This is a genomic window from Methanolinea sp. (assembly GCA_016699325.1).
In the GTDB taxonomy this organism is placed as follows: Archaea; Halobacteriota; Methanomicrobia; order Methanomicrobiales; family Methanospirillaceae; genus UBA9949.
The window spans coordinates 1,157,159-1,175,157 of record CP064971.1; the positions used below are offsets into that span (position 1 = coordinate 1,157,159).

Annotated in this window: 17 protein-coding genes and 1 pseudogene; 7 read left to right on the top strand and 11 right to left on the bottom strand. The window is 54.7% G+C overall.

What is annotated here, in order from left to right; all coding sequences use genetic code 11:
- Nucleotides 1–27: 27 nt before the first annotated feature.
- Nucleotides 28–1,621: pseudogene (locus IPI71_06125) on the bottom strand (IS1634 family transposase).
- A 140-nt stretch (nt 1,622–1,761) separates the two neighbouring features.
- On the opposite strand from IPI71_06125, the gene IPI71_06130 reads away from it, so the two are divergent.
- Nucleotides 1,762–3,795 (top strand): tetratricopeptide repeat protein, encoded by a 2,034-nt coding sequence (locus IPI71_06130; protein ID QQR70272.1) that lies wholly within the window; start codon nt 1,762–1,764, stop codon nt 3,793–3,795.
- 271 nt (nt 3,796–4,066) lie between these two features.
- On the opposite strand, the gene IPI71_06135 is transcribed toward IPI71_06130, so the two are convergent.
- The 5 genes from IPI71_06135 to IPI71_06155 all read right to left on the bottom strand — a co-directional run bounded on the left by IPI71_06135 (nt 4,067) and on the right by IPI71_06155 (nt 9,164).
- On the bottom strand, nt 4,067–4,882 hold the full coding sequence (locus IPI71_06135; GenBank protein ID QQR70273.1) for a hypothetical protein: 816 nt from the start codon (nt 4,880–4,882) through the stop codon (nt 4,067–4,069).
- A 151-nt stretch (nt 4,883–5,033) separates the two neighbouring features.
- Nucleotides 5,034–5,417, bottom strand: coding sequence for a hypothetical protein (locus IPI71_06140; protein ID QQR70274.1), 384 nt, complete (start codon nt 5,415–5,417; stop codon nt 5,034–5,036).
- A gap of 87 nt (nt 5,418–5,504) precedes the next feature.
- On the bottom strand, nt 5,505–6,365 hold the full coding sequence (gene thiL / locus IPI71_06145; GenBank protein QQR70275.1) for a thiamine-phosphate kinase: 861 nt from the start codon (nt 6,363–6,365) through the stop codon (nt 5,505–5,507).
- Nucleotides 6,358–8,310, bottom strand: a complete 1,953-nt coding sequence (locus IPI71_06150) for a DUF460 domain-containing protein (GenBank protein QQR70276.1) — start codon at nt 8,308–8,310, stop codon at nt 6,358–6,360. Before IPI71_06150 ends, thiL begins: the two co-directional genes overlap by 8 nt.
- On the bottom strand, nt 8,307–9,164 hold the full coding sequence (locus tag IPI71_06155) for a serine/threonine protein phosphatase (protein QQR70277.1): 858 nt from the start codon (nt 9,162–9,164) through the stop codon (nt 8,307–8,309). The genes IPI71_06150 and IPI71_06155 overlap by 4 nt, the downstream gene beginning before the upstream one ends.
- 55 nt (nt 9,165–9,219) lie before the next feature.
- On the opposite strand from IPI71_06155, the gene IPI71_06160 reads away from it, so the two are divergent.
- A complete protein-coding gene (locus tag IPI71_06160; protein ID QQR71965.1) occupies nt 9,220–10,107 on the top strand; it encodes a TIGR00269 family protein in 888 nt (295 codons plus the stop codon).
- A gap of 477 nt (nt 10,108–10,584) precedes the next feature.
- Nucleotides 10,585–11,331: an NAD+ synthase gene (locus IPI71_06165; protein QQR70278.1), complete on the top strand. Its 747-nt coding sequence runs from the start codon at nt 10,585–10,587 to the stop codon at nt 11,329–11,331.
- On the opposite strand, the gene IPI71_06170 is transcribed toward IPI71_06165, so the two are convergent.
- Together IPI71_06170 and IPI71_06175 are read right to left on the bottom strand one after the other, a co-directional pair.
- Nucleotides 11,309–12,010, bottom strand: a complete 702-nt coding sequence (locus tag IPI71_06170; GenBank protein ID QQR70279.1) for a glucose-6-phosphate isomerase — start codon at nt 12,008–12,010, stop codon at nt 11,309–11,311. The genes IPI71_06165 and IPI71_06170 overlap by 23 nt on opposite strands.
- Nucleotides 12,010–13,284 carry an S-layer protein gene (locus IPI71_06175; GenBank protein ID QQR70280.1) on the bottom strand — a complete coding sequence of 425 codons (1,275 nt, stop codon included), beginning with the start codon at nt 13,282–13,284 and terminating at the stop codon, nt 12,010–12,012. The genes IPI71_06170 and IPI71_06175 overlap by 1 nt, the downstream gene beginning before the upstream one ends.
- A 68-nt stretch (nt 13,285–13,352) precedes the next feature.
- Between IPI71_06175 and IPI71_06180 the strand changes: the two genes are divergently transcribed.
- The gene (locus tag IPI71_06180; GenBank protein ID QQR70281.1) at nt 13,353–14,114 is read left to right on the top strand and encodes a TrmB family transcriptional regulator; all 762 of its coding nucleotides are present in this window, start codon (nt 13,353–13,355) and stop codon (nt 14,112–14,114) included.
- A gap of 89 nt (nt 14,115–14,203) precedes the next feature.
- Here the strand turns inward: IPI71_06180 and IPI71_06185 are convergent, their stop codons facing one another.
- Complete coding sequence (locus IPI71_06185; GenBank protein QQR70282.1) at nt 14,204–14,497, bottom strand: hypothetical protein; 294 nt, start codon at nt 14,495–14,497, stop codon at nt 14,204–14,206.
- 72 nt (nt 14,498–14,569) lie between these two features.
- Here IPI71_06185 and IPI71_06190 point away from each other — a divergent pair, with 72 nt between their 5' ends.
- Both IPI71_06190 and IPI71_06195 read left to right on the top strand, forming a co-directional pair.
- The gene (locus tag IPI71_06190; protein QQR71966.1) at nt 14,570–15,508 is read left to right on the top strand and encodes a hypothetical protein; all 939 of its coding nucleotides are present in this window, start codon (nt 14,570–14,572) and stop codon (nt 15,506–15,508) included.
- A 14-nt stretch (nt 15,509–15,522) separates the two neighbouring features.
- Nucleotides 15,523–16,857, top strand: coding sequence for an NAD(P)/FAD-dependent oxidoreductase (locus tag IPI71_06195; protein ID QQR71967.1), 1,335 nt, complete (start codon nt 15,523–15,525; stop codon nt 16,855–16,857).
- Nucleotides 16,858–16,966: 109 nt separating this feature from the next.
- Here the strand turns inward: IPI71_06195 and IPI71_06200 are convergent, their stop codons facing one another.
- Both IPI71_06200 and IPI71_06205 read right to left on the bottom strand, forming a co-directional pair.
- On the bottom strand, nt 16,967–17,149 hold the full coding sequence (locus tag IPI71_06200; GenBank protein ID QQR70283.1) for a hypothetical protein: 183 nt from the start codon (nt 17,147–17,149) through the stop codon (nt 16,967–16,969).
- Between the two features lie 47 nt (nt 17,150–17,196).
- The gene (locus IPI71_06205; GenBank protein QQR70284.1) at nt 17,197–17,388 is read right to left on the bottom strand and encodes a hypothetical protein; all 192 of its coding nucleotides are present in this window, start codon (nt 17,386–17,388) and stop codon (nt 17,197–17,199) included.
- A gap of 129 nt (nt 17,389–17,517) precedes the next feature.
- Between IPI71_06205 and IPI71_06210 the strand changes: the two genes are divergently transcribed.
- Entirely contained in the window at nt 17,518–17,874 is a 357-nt protein-coding gene (locus IPI71_06210; protein ID QQR70285.1) for a rubredoxin, read from the top strand.
- The last annotated feature ends 125 nt before the right edge of the window (nt 17,875–17,999 follow it).

Below are 17,999 nucleotides of genomic sequence, written 5' to 3' on the forward strand. Positions count from 1 at the left end.
TATTTCCTGCTTTCCGCAGATCTCGATTCATGCATAATAATTTTCACACCTTCCTCCAAGAATCGCAATTATTTTTCTTGCATTCTCGTTTAGATTAGTCAGTTGTACTTCTATCTCCCCGGAAATATCCGCTTTCACTTCAGTGACCCCAAGAAAATCAGTAAATATCCATTTCAATGTGGGTCTTTGGGTTGGCTTATTCACCTGATTAGGCACAAACTCATTTTGTTCCTTCAAACGTTTCCGAATCAGCCATTCCACCAAAGAGTAGATAAGGAGGGTAAGGACCATGACCATCGAAAGAGCCTCAATCCTTTCGGGTTTTTTCAAATAAACCTCGGAGACCCTGAAACTCTTGTCCTTGAGGAACCGGAATCCTCTCTCGACAGCCGCCTGGTTTTTGTAATATTCAAGCATTGTTTCAGGCTCCAAAGAGAGGTCATTTGAGGCCAGAATGAATCTCCCCAGTTTCTCCATTTCAGCAAGAATTACTTCGGTGTTCCGTTCGATTTCTGCCTGGACGGTGTAGGCGATACGTCGTTCCTCGTCATTCCTGGGTCTACCTCGTTTCATCTCGATCTTTCGCGAGGTTGGGACAATCTCAAACTTGGTATACCGGTACCAGGGATGGTTCTTCGACCAGTGAACTGCTGCTGCTTGTGCATCCATCTCACATGCAAATTCCAGTCCCAGGAGTTTCTTGAACGATTTTGTGGTCTGTACATCCAGTTTTTCGAGACGCTTCTCAAATGGCTTCTCCTTCCGGATCTGCATCTCCTTTGAATGCACGAGTACCCCATTTTTGAGAAATACCGCCATATTCGGATCTGGTTTCATAGAACAAATACCGGGTATCCTTGCCCGGATTCAGCGGAACATCGGCGTGGAGCAGGGTCTTTACTTCGGTAATCGTGGAAGGCATGGGTGATCCAGTGGAGATCCTGACGTAAGTTCTGGATATTTTCCGAGGTGTAGAGTGCGCTATCGGCGATGAAATAGGCGTCTTGAGGAACCTGTACAGCTGCCCTGAACTGTTGTATTGACTCGATCAGGTTCCGTTTGTCCGAGGCGTTTCCGGAATAGGTCCTGGCAAAGAGCGGGATCCCGTGCTGGTTGGTAATGGTGCTGATGCGAATTGCTTGAGGTCTGGACGGTTATCTTTGGTATGGCCGTAGGTGATCTGGATCGCTGGTGTCCCGTCAATATGCTCATAGTTGCCATGGACGCTCACACTGGTGGTGTCGGTATGGAGAAGCTGGGTGCCAAACTGGACTTTCTGCATGACCTGAAGAACTATTTTGAGGAAGAGGTCGGTTGAATTTGCCTCGTAAATCTTATCCAGAGTCCTCCCAAGAACATCATCATTCAGGTCTTGGGGTGAAACTCCGGGTCCGAGCAATCGTTCTGTCGCTAGATTGTTGAAGAATTTCGGGAAGATATAGAGCCTCCTCTCGTTGAATCCGAGAGCATTCATAATCATGGCTTTGAGCACAACGGAATGCGCTAATTTATGCTGACCTTGTTTCGGGATTACTTCGTCTATGATCCGGCCTATCTCAAGATCATCATAGATTCCTGCAACAATCCCGTGGTGGGCTACGATGGCAGACGTAAATCTCATTCTGCTTTAGTAGTTATGCAGAAGTTAGCTAAAAATGTTTAGCTTCTTCGTGAGATCTGCGGAACGTCGGTTATTTCATTCCATGGTATTTTTTCCCTTGTCAGAGTGACTTTATAGAATGGTCATCAAATAATGTGAACATGAAGATTACACCGATATTGGTCATCGGCACTCTGCTCCTGTGCATTGGCCTATCCGGATGTACAACCCCTAAAACGGCGAACCATTCCACCATCAATATCTCAGAGCTGGCTGTATCTGGTTTTTTCTCGTTTCAACCGAAGGAACCCGAAAATATCAATATTTCAGATAAGGAAGATGTGGACCGGGCGTTGAAAACATATAATGAACTCATTGCAATAGAACCGTCTAATGCTACCTTGTGGGCCAGGAAAGGAATCCTTCTCCAGAAAACGGAACGGTATGAAGAAGCACTCGTCGCGTACAACCAATCTCTGCTGCTTGATCCCGGACTGGCACCGGTATGGGCCTACAAGGGGAGTATCTTTTTCCTGAACAATGACCCGGAAACAGCCCTGCAGGTCTACGAGCAGGGACTCCTGCAGAACCCGGACTCCCCTGTTATCTGGGGTTACAAAGGGCAGGTTCTGGCCGCAACAGGCCGGTACAACGAGTCCCTGTCTGCATACAACCGGGCACTGGCACTCGATCCGGGTCGGGCAATTACGGCAAAAGATCGCGGTGACCTGTTGTGGGCACAGGGGGATTTTCCTGGTGCAAAAGGATCCTACAAGTATGCCCTCTCCGTGGATCCCAGGTTCATACCCGCAGCAAAATCGCTTGCCGAGCTCTCCCTCCTCACCGGGGATTCCATAACGGCGCTCAGGGAATATGACCGGATATTACAGCTGAGTCCCGGCGACATCACAGCATTGTCCGCCAAAGCTTCGCTGCTGGTGAGACTGGGGCGTTACGATGATGCACTGCCCCTCTACGACCAGCTCACGGAACTCTCTCCAGGAAACACCAATTTCTGGGCGCAGATGGCTTTTGTCCTGAACAATAAGGGTCGTTACGATGAGGGGTTACGTTCAGCCGAAAAAGCTATTGAGATCGATCCGCGAAACAGCGTTGCCTGGAACAATAAAGGGACTTCCCTCATCAACCTGGGAAAGAACGAGGAGGCGCTGGAAGCGTATAACCAGTCCCTGGCAATCGAACCGGACAATGCAGTTGTCTGGGCGAACAAGGGGTACCTGCTGGCATTCATCGGAAGGTATGATGAAGCTCTCGAAGCCTATAATAGATCTCTTGAAATTGACCCCTCTCAAAGCACTACGTGGGGATACAAGGCAAACGCCCTGTACCAGACCGGTAACTTTGAAGCAGCAATCGAGGCGAGCGATCATGCGCTTGCAGCTGACAAAGAGAACTACCTTGCCTGGGTTACCAGAGCCCATTCACTTGCATCCTCCGGCAGGTTCAACGACGCCGTGCCCGCATACAGGTCAGCCTTGTTGCTCGATGCCAATTCTCCGAATATTTGGTTCAGCCTGGGATATGCACTTCACAGGACTGGAGAATTTGAAGGTGCGATCGGGGCATACCGGAAAGCCCTTGAGTTGAACCCCAATGACACCGATGCGTGGGTATACGAAGTCTCCGCACTCAAGTCATTGGGGAGAACGTATGAAGCAATCCATTACTACGATGCAATTCTCGATAAGGATCCTGAAAACGTCCCAGCACTTATGAACAAGGCCTATGCACTGGGAAGCAACAACAACTACGATGAAGCTATAAAATTATATGACAAAGTTATCCAGATCCAGCCTGCCAATGTTGCTGCCAGGCTCAATAAAGGATACCTGCTCATCGGTGCCGGCAATTATCTCGAGGCGATCACCGTATATGACAGTGCCCTTTCCCTGGAACCCGGCAATGTTGAGGCTTATATCTACAAAGGTCTTGCACTCTACCGGGCAGGGAGATTTGAGGACGCCGTCAGTATGTTTGACTGGGCGATTTCCATCGACCCGGATAACAGCGATGCATGGTCAAACAAAGGGTATGCACTAATGAAAGCAGGAAAGATTACCGATGCAGTGAAAACTTTTGAGACAGCACTCAGTATCAATCCCCAGAACCAGGATGCAAGAATGGGACGAATCCTGGCAATCCGGACGATCTGGCCGTCGTATCACGGTGAGTAAATTCTTTTTGGAGGTTAAACGCAAGGTTGCTCTTTCTACCGGTATATTTCGGTCGTAGCGCTCTTTGATCTGGTTGCTGCTACGTATGGTGGCGACAAAGTGATTGTAAAACGAAGCAAAAGACTCATCAGTCCAGCCCTGGTTTGGGATTACGAAGCTGTCTGGTGATACGTTATGCACGCCCCAAGGACTGGTGTATCGTTTACGAGAAGCCTCAGTACAAACAGGTATGTATTACCTGACTATCACAAAAAAATGGTAAGATTGTGGATCAGGATCCACCGGTTGAGAAACTGACTTCCATGACCAGATCGATCAAACCGCGAACTGTGGTCGATTGATCATAGCCCATATCGGTACTCTCAGCGGTTCCATCCCCGCTCCCTTCCGTTATATCGGCCTCAACATACGCGGTAGCCGAACCCTTTGCATGATCTTCACCGGTCTGGGCACTTGGTCCTACGTTGACCGAATACGTTATCTCTACCGGCTCCTCGATAAATGCAGCAATGATCCTTGCCGAACTGTCGGAAGTAACCTCTCCTTCGTACAGGCTCACTTCGCTTCCGGCTGTTACCTGGTCGCAGGTTGACGAGAGGGTTGCGCTGTCCTGTATCCCCCAGTTGCAACATCCTGCCCCTGTATATGCGGTCGATGTCGAGGTTACCGTTGTGGACTCGCTTGAGTACATATTCCCTGCCGGAGTGCCATCGGAAGTTGCCGAGAAATCAATGTGCCGGGTTGTTTTCAGGTTGTTGGCCGGATCGATCTGGTTTCCGGTATCAACCATGATATCCTTGGCATAATAGGTAGAACCGGAGGTGGCCATGGTATGCTCCTGATGGATGATACAATTGACCCCTTCGCCGCTGCTGTTGAGAGGCGGATTATCCCGTAAGTCCTCGTTGCCCTGGCAGAGAACCAGGTCTGTCCGGGCCCTGAGAGAAGTATCGGCATATGCCGTCACTTCGACAATAAGTGTGGATGTTTCATTGCTGGCAGGTATTGTTCGTGCTGCCTGTGCCGTTCCGACAAACGACACCAGAACGAGAGATAAAAATACCAGTAACATAAATGTTCGCTTCATTTCGCCACCTTGATTGTTATTTAACAGGTTTGTGAATTTTTATAGTATATATAATTTTTTAACCGCGTTTTAAGAAAAAAAGAACCCAGTATTCTCATCAAAAACAGAAAAAAGGAGATTTAAAAAGGAATACGCTTGAGTGTTAAAAAAATTAGAAGAATGAGATCGTGTAATCAAATGTGTAGATAGACCCCGACATCGAGACCCGATCGCTGATTTCCATTGCAATGCAACCTTTATCTGTTTTTTGCATGCTGTTCATCTTTGAATAGGCGGAAACCGAACCCTGGGACGGTGTAAAACCAGGGTTGTCGATCTTATTCATGCCTGTTATTGAAAAGGCGCTTGTTGTTCCCTTTATGGCGGCGTAATCCTTCAATACGGAAAGCTTTGACGGTGAAAACTGACTTGACGGCAGACCGTTTCCGTACGCAGACACGGATACAGAGTATCCTGTCGCAGCAGCAGACCCGGTGATTGCTGTACAAATAAGAAGAACGAAAACGATTTTCACAAGGGTTATTCTGTTGACCATGATTCCTCCATTTTGATGTACTTTTTCCGACCCAATGGATAAAACCTTTCCCACCATTCAGGTGAAATGAAAAAATATCTGGCTCGATTATTCATCCCACGTGTGCAGGTATCCGCGGGGAGATGCGACTTTTCCATCGATACGGACGGTATGCTCCTCGATAACGGTCCCAATAACCCGTATTTCCACTCCGGATAAGGGTAAGATCTGGGGCGGGCAGGTAAACAGCAGCTCGAAATCACCGCCGCCAAAAAGGGCATACTCCCTGCTCCTGCCAGGATCGACTCCTTCGATTGGCGGCAGCAAGGCAGAACCGATGGAAAACCCACATTCGTTTGCATCGAGCATATCATGAAGCGATGCAACCAGCCCATCACTGATATCCATCATCGCCGTAACTCCTGCCCGGGCCAGGATCCTGCCCTCCTCGCACCTCGGCATGGGTTCGAACAGGAACCGCTCGTAATGGCGGTACCCGTCAAGTGCGGCTTGTGCCCTGCCAAGCAGGGCGGTAATACCGATGAGGTCGCCGGGTCGTGCTCCGCCTCTCCGGACAACCTGGTCGGCAAACCCGATCCCAGAACTCACGATAGTCAGTTCGCGGTGGGAATCGAGGTCGCCTCCGGCAAGGACCGCTCCGCAACGCTCGCAGCAGGCCTTGGCCCCCTCCAGGATATCCCGGAGCCGGGCGCTCCGGTCGAGCCCGACGGCCATCAGGACGCATGCCGGATCGGCACCCATTGCCGCGATATCGCTGATGGTCACTGCAGCACCCATCCATCCCCTCTGCCAGTCGGTCATGCCAGGGGGAAAGTCGGTCTCCTCGTGGAGCATGTCGGTGGTGGTGACCAGTAACCCGGCACCGCAGGGAAAGACCGCGCAATCATCGAGCGTGTGCTCGGAGCCGATCACCTCTCTTACCACCTTCCTCAACTCTCGCTCATCCACCCTTCTTCATCTCCTTGCCCCGTTCGGAACGGTACTCCCTGAAAATATCCTCCAGGAGCTGTTCCTTCTTCTCCCTTCTGTACTCTTTCTGCCCCTCTTCCCAGGAACGCACCGCTTCATCGAGCCGGTCGCGGTCGGCATAGGCGATATTTCCCTTCATGACGATCCCTGCCGAATCGGAATTCACCAGCGGGACCTCGGCTTCGCGGAATATGGCAACGAGCTGGGGATCGATCCGGGCATACTCGTGAACCCTGGTCACCAGGGCATCGATACCCATCTGTGCAAGCTCCCGGGCAGCACTCCGTCCCCACACATCAATCCGCTGCACGTACAGGATATCCCCTTCCCGGATACCAAGCTCGTCAGAAAGCGCTTTCACCCCTTCCCGGGTCAGGGATGACAGGGACTTGAGGGGGACCATCCGCTCATCGACAGAAGCTTCTTCATGGACCAGTATCTTCTCCATCCGTTTCCGGAGTTTCTGGACCGTCCGTTCCTCCCTCCTGAGCCTCTTTTTGAGGTTGGCAATTATCGCGTCCCGTGTGGCCAGCTCCGCTTCCCTCCGCATCTTCTGGTCTTCACGGGACCGGATCCGCTTTATCCGCGACTGGAGCCGGATGACCTCGTGATCCTTCTTGCGGACCTCTTCCTGCAGTTCACGGACGACCCCTTTCAGGCGTTTGACCGTGCCATCGAGGATCCTGATCCGTTCGTCCCGCTTGGCATCGATCTCGATCTTCGGGGCCTCGGTCTCGCGGGGCCTCTCCTTTCCCCTTATATCGGCAAGAACCTGCTCGAGCGCCTGGCCCCGGACAACCCCGGCCCGGACTTCATCGAGATCGTAACCCGGTGGGACACGGCGCAGGAGGTTCTGGAACTTGTTCCGGTGGCTCCGGAAAGCTTCGAGTGCTGCAGCAAGGGCGTCGCGTTCATGGTCGTTCTGGTACGGCAACGGTGCGGTCAGTTCTAGCTTCGTCTCAACGCTCATATCCTGCCGCGGAGTGTAGGCCGCAGCGTTGAACGCCCTCCGTATCTTCTCCACGGAATACGGCATTTCGTGGACATCGGAGGCGATGATCAGGGGTTTTCCGACCTTGTAGATGGCCTCGATGACCTCCGACATGGCCATCTGCCTCGAGCTTGATAGGAACTGGAGGTTGCCATCGAGGTCAAGGGCAGCAATTCCGGTAGTCGTTCCAGGATCGATTCCCACGATCAGGTACCGCGGTTTTCCCGAGAGGGGACGAAATGTGATCCGATCCAGGCGCTTGCCGCTGATGCGCACCTGGACATCAGCACCCCGGAAGGTGCTGACAGGGATCTGGTCGCGGGGAGCCGAGACTTCGAACGAGACCCGGCTGTTGCCTCCAAACGCCCGTGTCTCTTTCTTATGGTAGTGCAGGCCTGCGGCGACCAGGGCCATTTCGACCTCCCGTGCCTTCTGCTGAACGGCACCGTGGATCTTCCTGACATACCGGTTCTGGCTCCATCCTCCCTTCCCGGGAGAGCGATGGCGGCTCACCACGATATCGCTCGTGTTTTCGAAGGCTATGACTTCTGCACCTGCACCAAGCGCTGCCACGCGGGCGATGGTCCGCGCCTCATCATATGGGTTAAACCGGTCGAAGCTGATGTTGAACCGGCTGGCAACCTTCCCAAGCGTCTCCTTCCGCTCCCCCCCGGTGACCTGGACCAGCCTCACCGCAGGAGGAAGGGACTGTAGGAACGCGTACAGGTCGTGCTGGTCAACGGCTATCTCCTGGAGGCTGTCGACCGCGAGAATATCGGGCCGTTCTTCGGAAAGGATTCGGAAGAGGCGAAACCCTGTCACTTCCGATTCAGAAAGGATCTTTCCGTCCTCTATTTTCACCAGGGCATACATCGGGCGGCGCGAACGGGACCGGACCGAGCCCTTGATGACATCAATACCATACACCCTCATCCGGTAACCTCGCCCAGGGCTTCATCCGCAGGAACATCAGTGCCGTATCTCCGGGTGAAGTAACGGGTGATGTTCCCGATGTCCCGCACCAGGAGTTCTGCCGCATTGGGGTGATCGATGCCGACCCACTGCGGCCAGTCGATAAGATAGACCCGGGAACCGTCATGCATCACGTTGAACTCGGAGAGATCGGCATGGATGATTCCGTTGCCGTACGCCAGGCGGACATTCTCGAGAATTTCCGAAAGGACCTCTTTGGGGGATTCGAGGGTGCACCGGTTGAGGGTGGCTCCGGGAATATACTCCATGACCACGGTATGACGGTTGATATCAACAGGAAGAGGGACGCTGACCGCAGGGTGGAGCGTCCTGAGCGCCTCAAATTCCCGTTCGGCCGAGAGGCGGGAGGCAAAGATCCAGGGGCAGTGACCCTCCTCGGGCATATATTCCCGCTTGACCCGGGGGGACTGGAACGAGCGCTGGCCAACGTGGTGGAACTTGAGGGCCAGCTCGGAAAGCCCGAGGCCACCGTAGACCACCGCCTCCTTACCCTCTCCTATGAGCGGGCCGAGGGCCTGGACCGTACCTTTCCTGGAAAGGGAGATTAGCGCAAGGGCATCATAGCCCTGGAAGATGAGGGAATACCCTTCGTACGGCACGGCATCGAACCGCACGAGACCCATTGCCATCATCCTGCCGAGCCGGTAGGACACCTCTGATTCGGAAAGGCCGATCGTCCTCCTGAGAGTATCGAGCGGGACCCAGCGGTATCGCCGCATCAGGCGTTCAAGGATCATCAGGATACGGATTTCGTAGCGGTGAAGTCCCCGGATAGTATCGGCAGAAATTCCCATCTATTCTACACATTTTTATCTATACGGGAAATAAAGGTTGATCTGATTGCCAGATATCCCGTGCAGCAAGTGCCGGCGTTCCGCCATCATCTTCCAGCGCTACTCCGGTCTCCACCTCTGCAGGGCCCACTTTGTATCGGATTTCGAATCCAAGGCAAAACGTGCCATCCGGCAGCATCGGTGGATATGTCCGGGTGACCGGATCGGGGTGGCGATCTCGGGGGGAAAGGACAGCAGTGCGCTCCTTCATTTCCTGGTCGGGCTGCTCAGGAAACGGAGGGACGTCACCCTGACGGCGCTTACCATCGATGAAGGTATCGCAGGATACCGGGACTTCTCGATCGCCCGGAGTATTGCAGAAGGCCTTGGGGTCGAGCACATCCCGGTTTCATTTGCGGAATACTTCGGGATTACCGTTGATGAGATCGTCATGAAAAAGGGCGATCGGCTCTCCTGTTCCTACTGCGGGGTTCTGCGAAGACATCTCCTGAACAGGGTTGCCAAAGAGCAGGGCATCACCCGGCTTGCGCTCGGCTTCAACCTCGATGACGAAGCCCAGAGCGTGCTGATGAATGTCCTCCGCGGCGATGCTGACCGCCTGCTCCGCCCGGCCGGGGCTGCTGAAGGACTGGTGCCCCGGATCAAACCGTTTATGTATATCCCGGAGCGGGAAGTAGCCCTGTATGCACTTCTCCATGTCAAGGGCTTCGAGATCGGGAGGTGCCCGTATGCTCACAATGCACTCCGGGCTGATGTCAGGAACCTGCTCAACGATTACGCATGGCGCCACCCAGCCACCCGGTACTCGCTGGTTAACCTCGGCGAGCGGTTGAGAAAAGCCGGTGAGGGTGGAGCACCTGCAACCCTCACCTGTGATCGCTGCGGTGAACCGTTCATCGGGGAGTGCAGGACATGCCGGATGGTCTCGGAGGTGCTCCGATGATCGGTGCCAGGAAGGGAATGTTCTGGCGCCTTTTCCATGCATTCCGGCCGGCTAAGGTCCTCTCGCACTTCCCCCCTTTACCGCCTGGATAGCCGCCTTTCCCACGACCTTCCACCATCCCTATCCCACCAGCTGGCAGATATCTCTTGTGCAGGTGCATTTTACGTTTCCCTCCTCCGGTCCTCCGGAGGCCAGGTTATCGGGGGAATGGTCCTGTCCGGTATGATCGCTGTTATCCTGGACCTTCCGAAAACACCCCGAAGGTGGGTGTGCAAACGGGCCAAAACACCATCTCCACGATGGCCGGTCGGGTGGAGGAACGCCCCGGGGTTCCGGGTCACAGGTATCGTTGGGTTATCCCGCTCGCTAATCAGCCCCGGGAATGGATGAAGTCCTGGTCGAAGGGGATTCAGTGATAGCCGCCAGTGCCTGGTACATCTCAAAAGATTAATCGATTTCACGTGAGAGTGGTGTATGATGGACGGGGACCGCGGATGTGCCATGGGCCGGATCGAGCAGATGATCCGGTACGCAGTCTGGAGCAGCGGGCTGGAGCAGATCGTTATTGGAATATCAGGGGGTATCGATTCGGCAGTGGCCGCAGCCTTCTGCTGTCGTGCGCTCGGAGGTGGGCGGGTGCTTGGTCTGACGCTCCCCGCAGCGGTGACGCCGCAGGAGGATATCACAGACTCGCGCCTTCTCTGCAGCAAGCTCGGGATGGATCACCGGGTCATATCCATTGAACCGATTCTCGATGCGTACCGGGGACTGCCAGGGTTCACCCAGTCCCCATACCTTCTCGGGAACCTCATGGCGAGAACCCGCATGGCGATCCTCTACTACCATGCGAACAGGGACGGGCGTCTAGTCTGCGGAACCTCGAACCGGACCGAGTACCTGCTCGGATACTGCACAAAGTACGGTGACGATGCCGCCGACATCCAGCCCATCCTTCACCTGTACAAAACAGAAGTCTACGAGTACGCCCATGACCTCGGCATACCTGAACCGATCATCAGGAAACCTCCGTCTGCCGGGCTCTGGGTCGGGCAGCAGGATGAAAGCGAGATCGGGCTTGCCTATCCCGAGATCGATGCCGCACTCCGCTCACTATCGCATAACGGCTGGAAGAGCAGCAATCCTATCGAAGAAAAGATCCTTTCCCTGGTAAAGGCGAGCGAGCACAAGCGGCTCCCGGCACCTACGCTTCTTGGAACAGACTGAACAGTTCGTTTCCTTCTTCCGGATGGTTCAGAAACGCGAGATGATCGGTTCCCACCAGCTCGTAGAGCCCCCTGTCCGGGAGGGGCAGGCGGGACTGCAGGTTCGAAGCATTGATGCTGCGAAGCCCCGGAACTCCCTGGTATGCGGGATTCCGGACCAGGTTTCCCCCGGAAAGCTCGTAGTAGGCGCCACCCCTCCTCCTCTCGTATTCGCCGTATTCACTGGAAAACGCCGATGAAACGAGATTTGCCATGACCAGGTCCGACTGCCCGGCATTGATGGTCACATGACCGTATCCGGGGGAAATAACTACAATGTCCCCGGGACTGGCATGGACCATGACGATGTCGGAAAGATCCTTCTTCTGGAGGAGGTAATGGGCACTGCCCTCAAGCACTTCGTAGATCTCCGGGTACCCTAGACCGGACGGAGCGGCAGGGTGGTAATGACCTTTGGTCTTGGCCAGTTCGCCACACAGGTCCCGGGGCGATATCACCGTGATATCGTAGCGGATACGGTGTTTTTCCATCCACCTGCGGTCCTGCCCGGTAAGGGCAAGGTCGCGGTACATGAAATAGAGCGGTCCCGTCTCCCTGCAGGTCGGATCGGCCAGGACCGGCACCATGTCTTCGATGGTCCTGATATCAGGAGGAGGGATGGGTCCTTTCCAGCACTTCATCAGCTCTTTCTGTTTCTTGCCATGAAATAATAAACAGCTCCGATTCCAGCAAGAACCAGCACCAGGACGATAACCAGCGGGAGCAGGGCCGGTGCCGGTCTGACGACAACGGTGACTTTCATCGAATCGGATATCTGGCTGTTATGGAGGGCGTCGCGGTACCGGATCTCCGAGTCAAGCCCGTATTCCTTCGGGGTCGCTGAACTGCTCACGGCTACTTCATAGCGGGCAACAGCTCTCTCACCGGGGGCGATATCCCCGAGGTATGCGGTGTCGTCATTGCTGGTGAAGGGATCAACCGCACTGATGCGGGCCTGGGCGCCATATGCGGTCGCTTCCCCGACATTCTGGTATTCAACCTCGATAACCGCCTTATCCCCGCTCTGCACCGCCCCGGGATTCCGGGTAACGGCAAATTCGATCTTCCCCCTGACAGGTACTCCGATGGTCACCCTGTCAGAAGAAACGGTATCACCGGCATCATCCTCGTACACCAGGAACACATCGAGGGGGTAGCTCTGTGCTCCTGCTTCCCGGGACACCGATACCTTGAACCGTGTATCGACCGTGCCGTTGACCGGAAAATCACCGATGAAAACGCTGCTGTCCGTGGGGATGACCGGACTGTTGCCATTCCGGGTGATCTTGAGGATGGCTGAACCTGCATCTCCATGCCCGGTGTTCCGGACCCGGAGGATGAGGTATCCTTCATTGCCGGCATTCAGGTCATTGGCAGTGATGTCCTCGATTTCGAGGAATGCTCTGGGGCTGATGGTCAACGGCAGCCCGATGGTCTCGGTGACTTCCTTGTAGGTATAGACTATGCTGTCCTGGCCATGTTGCTCTGCTTCGCGAAGATATGTGTATTCCAGGGTGAGCGGGAGAATATATATCCCAGCCCGTGCGGTGGAGTCCACCTTGGCCGGGAACAGGACCGGGACATGGGTGCCTCCCCGGATATCACCGATCATCTGGGGGCCGGACTTGATGGTGATGGGGGAATTTCCGCTTTCAAGTCGTACCCGGACCATTTTTGCCGTATTGGGAAGGTCGTCACGGTCGACGATGCCGGACTGGACGAACTTGATATCGATGAGACCGTTATTCTCGATGTTCACCCGGATCGTAGCATCGTCTCCGGGAGTCACTTCGTTGCTCCCGGCAATCGAGGCCGTCATTTTGGGACCACCGGACATATATTTTGTCCCCGCCTCTGCCGGAAACATAATAAACCCGATTAAAATAACCAGAATCCCCAAATAAGCAAATTTCATGGTATTTCCCCTTGTTGTTTTTGCGATAACAACATTTAAGAATCAACCCTATATATATGTATTCGATGGTGGAACCCGCAACACCCGGAGCCTCGATTGTAGAATCGCTGAAGACCCTCGGTTTGACCAAGTACGAGGCGCTCGTGTATGTCGCATTACTCCAGGCCCCGGGTGCAACAGCCACCGAACTTCATGAGCTGTCGGGTGTGCCCCGCGCATCGGTCTACCCGGTTCTCGAACGCCTCTCACAGAAAAGCCTGGTCTCGATTTCTCAGTCCACCCCAAAACGGTTCAACCCTGTCAAACCCGATGATGCCGTCAACTCCCTGCTGCGGCTGATCGAGTCCGATGCCACGAGGGCCAGGACCGAGCTCTCGCGGGTATTCCTCAAGGCGGCGCGACCTGCCCGTGGCGACCAGGAGCTCATCTGGAGCATTCACGGGGATGAACAGATCCGTTCCCGCCTCCTCGAACTTCTCCGGGGTGCACAGGAACGCGTTCAGATCCTCTTCTACTGGGACCACCTGAAACAGGAACTGGTCACGACCCTGCTGTCATTGCATGAAGGCATCCAGGTCGATATCATCACCGACCGGTTTACAACTCCGGTTCCTGACCGGATCCACGTAACGGTAATGACACCCCCTGACTCTGGGGCTGCGACCGAGAAAAGCCTGGCAGGGGGTGTGTTCATCATCGATGGAAAACAGGCTCTGGTGGTGATGGGGTCAAAAGAAGAGGGGTTCACGGCACTCTATTCCGAGGCCTCGGGTTTCATCCGGTTTTTCACCATGTACTGGAACTTTTTCTCGAGCTGGCTCCGGATCTAGAGATCCCAGCTGGGTGAACCGGTTCGGGATGCGTTCTTTCGATCTCCATGACCCCTCCCCGATAGGATTGGGAGAGCGCTCCCTGCTCATCAGGAGCCCATCGAGCCTTGAACTGCGGACAGCGACGATTCCTGTCCATCCGGGCAATATCCGGAAATCTCCGTTGTTTTCCCCTGCTCCAGAGCGCTGATAAGGCTGCCCACACGTATGCGCCTGTCTTGAAAGCATCCCCGCAAACGGCCAATCACATCCCCGAACTCACGGAGGGGGATGGGCAGGAAGTTATGCGCCACCATATCCCGGCCATCCCGCGGGTCGAAGGTAACCTCCATAGCGTGTTCCAGGATCTTCTGATTGACAAATTTAAGGGGAAGGCTCATCATTCAACCACCGTTCATCGCAATAGAAAAATTGTTCTATATGCTGAAGGAAATGTATGGTTGATGGAAGGAAAGTTGCGGGAAAATGCAGGAAATGCGGTAAAGGCCATTCTGGAAACCGCAAGGTTTGAGGTGCAGGATGTTGAAGCTCCCCTCGATTTCTCGGCGATGCGTGAGGGGGAAACCCTCCTCGTCCTCTGCTCCAACAATCCTTCGGAAATCGAGGAATTCGACAGGACAAAGTACTGCCTGAAAATTGAGAATGAGGAGCTTGACTGCAAGAAGCTCCTCTTCACCCTCAATGACAGCGCCAGGGCCGATCACTGTATCCGCTGGGGATCGACTGAATTTATCCGGTATGCCGGAGAGGCTGCCCTTGCACGGGTCCTGGAGCGAACCCTCCTGCTCTCGTTTGCGGGAGTCCCGGAGGCCTCCGAAGCGTCCGGTGCACGGGAACCCTCCCTGGAGGTCTCATCCGGCATTACACTCCCGCACCTCCCGATCAAGGTCAACAAGCAGTCCGCGCAGCAGATCGCCGGCATCCAGGGAAGCATATCCCTGCGCTTTCTGCCATACTGGTTCTTCACCTACCAGAGTTCCGGGGAAAAGGTCTACCAGGATCACCGCATCCCCTTTGATTCCGAGGGTTCCGGTGCCATCAATGCTATCAACGGGATGCGGGTGCCTTCAGAAGGCATGAACTTCACCGAATCAGAAATCCCTGCCGGATCCGAAGTCGTGAAACCACGGATCTCCAGAGAAGACGCTGCCGAGCAGATAACCCAGGGGCTTATCGAGAAACTTACTCAAAAGGTCCGGATAAAGCAGGTAAAAGGGGATGCCATCTTCTACGAAGATAAGGTCATCAAGCCTGACCGGAAGAACCTCGGGATCGAAATCCAGCAGATGTACATCCCGGTCTGGCAGATCAAAGGCAAGAAGATCCTGGAAATAAATGCCTTTTCAGGCGAGATTCTCTCCGAGCCGATGGATGAGGGAGTAGAGATCCTCTGATGCGAACGGCTGGAGTGACCGGGATTCTCGGAGGGGGACCGGCCGGTAGGACGGCAGCGCTCCGTCTTGCCCAGAGCGGACAGGAGGTTACCCTGGTAGAGAAAGGAGCTATCGGCGGCCAGTGTCTCCATTACGGCTGCATGATGGTCTGTGCGCTGAACGAGGCAGCGCGTGTACATGCTGCGGCCAGGAACCTTCACTCCCTCGGAATTCTCTCATCGGTGCCGGACATCCAGTTCCCCCGTCTTCTTGCCGAGATGAAGAGGGTCCAGGAGAAGATTGCCGGTATCCTCGATGCCGAGACACGGGAAGCCGGAGTCTCGATCGTCTACGGAAAGGAGGGGCGGTTCGAAAACGGCACGATGTATATCGACTGCGATGTAATCGCAACCGATGCCGTCATCATCGCCACTGGTTCAGAACCAAACATTCCCCGGGTCCCCGGGATCGATTTCGAAGGTGTCATAACCCCCCATTCCATCCCCGATATGGCCGCCCTTCCCCGGAGCCTGGTGATTATCGGCGGGGGGGTGATGGCCGCCGAACTTGCTTTTATCTTCCAGGAGTTCGGAGTTGAGGTTCATCTGGTCAGCCGCAGCAGGTTTCTCAAGATGTTTCACCCGAAACTGGTTCATCTCGCCCGAAACGAACTTTCCGGGACGAAAATACTGGAAAATACTGTCCTGAAGGGGATCAGAGGAAATACCCGGGTTGCGGGAGTCGTGCTCGAAGGAGAGGACGGTGTCACGGAACTGTCCTGTGACGCCGTGCTGATTGCAGCAGGCTTAAACGCCCGGTCCGATATGATTGTCGGCATCGACAAGAGACCGAATGGCGAGATCATCGTCGACAGGAAGATGCGTACCAGCATGCCCGGCGTGTATGCCTGTGGTGATGTCACCGGCTCTCCCCGCCTCACCCCTGTCGCCCGGGCTGAAGGGATCGTGGCTGCCGAAAATATCCTCGGACGGGAGCGGGAGATGGATTATTCGGCGATACCCCGGTCCATGAACCTCTTCCAGGAATACGCGTTCGTGGACGGCGAGACATCCTCTGCCGTATCGGCCATGACACCAGGACCAGCCGGACCGGGAACGTTCTGGTCGGTCCCCTCAGGCCGGACCGGGTTTGCGCGGGTATCCGCTGACCCCGGGACCGGGAAGGTGTGCGGGGTCCAGACCGTTGCACCGGCAGCAGGCATCATTGCCGCATACAGCGCGTTCTTGATACGACAGGAAACCGGTATCGCCTCATTTGAAGACTTCATGGAGGTCCATCCAATGGCCGACGGCGTCTACCCCCTCATGAAATACCTTGCCGGCAAATTCCGGAACGGGAATATCCCCTGACTCAGGTTTAACCTGTATCTCCTGTTCCCATGCCCGGATCCCGGCTACGAGATCGGGGGGCTTCTCCTCAGCATAAATAACGGCCCAGATGATGACCTTCCCATAAATTTTAATCGGGGCGATCACTTCGCCTTTCCCATATATTTTGTCGCTCAGGCTGCACAATTTCCGGAAAGCAGTCGATTTCGGGGTTTTTACGCAGTACACCCACGCAAATCCTCTCCATCTGCCGGGCTACCACTGCAGCATGCGAGGTGCGGGCACCCCGAGCAACCCTTTTTTTGGGCGGCATTACCTGGGAGGTCATCCGGGGATGCCTTCTCCCTGACCAGGATGACATCATGACCGGCCGCGGCAGCCTGCCCGGCCCGTTCTCCTGAAAGGGCAATCCTGCCGGAACCGACCCGGTGAACAGGCATGCCAGCAGGTTCCCGGTTCCAGCTGGTCATTGAAGGACCGGAAATATACCCAGAGATCCAGGCTGCCTTGGACGGTAACCGTCCTCTTCAGGATCGGAAGCTTCTTCTTCATGCACCTGTTCGCCGCCCAATCCTTTGACCGTCCGTGCCGGGACCCGAATAGCGATATGGATGTATTTATTACCTCATCCGATCTTCAATTTTGTGTTGCACCGAGCAACAAAATATATGGGGAACTGTTATGAAAAAAATGAGGCCGTATAGATGTGAAGCGTGTGGATACATTTACGATCCCATACGGGGGGAACCAAAGAACGGTATCCCACCGGGAACAGCGTTTGAAGATCTCCCGAAGGACTACACCTGCCCTGTGTGCGGGAAGGCAAGGATAGGGAAGACTGCATTCACTGCGATGGAAGCCCCAACGGGACGGTATCGCTGCATCGCATGCGGATACATGTACGATCCTGAGCGGGGTGAGCCGAAGAACGGGATCAAGCCGGGAACAGCGTTTGAAGATTTGCCGGACAGCTATATCTGCCCTGTCTGCGGTGTCTATGCAAAGGTTGGCAAGAGCGCTTTTGTCCCAACCGAATAATCAATCAATTTTTCTTCTCACACAGCAGGACAGAGCTGGCTGTTGGTTTCTTCGAAATGGAAGGTCCGGGAACCTTATACGCGGTTTCTGACCGGCCTTGCGGACCTTTTAAAAGACATGGTGAT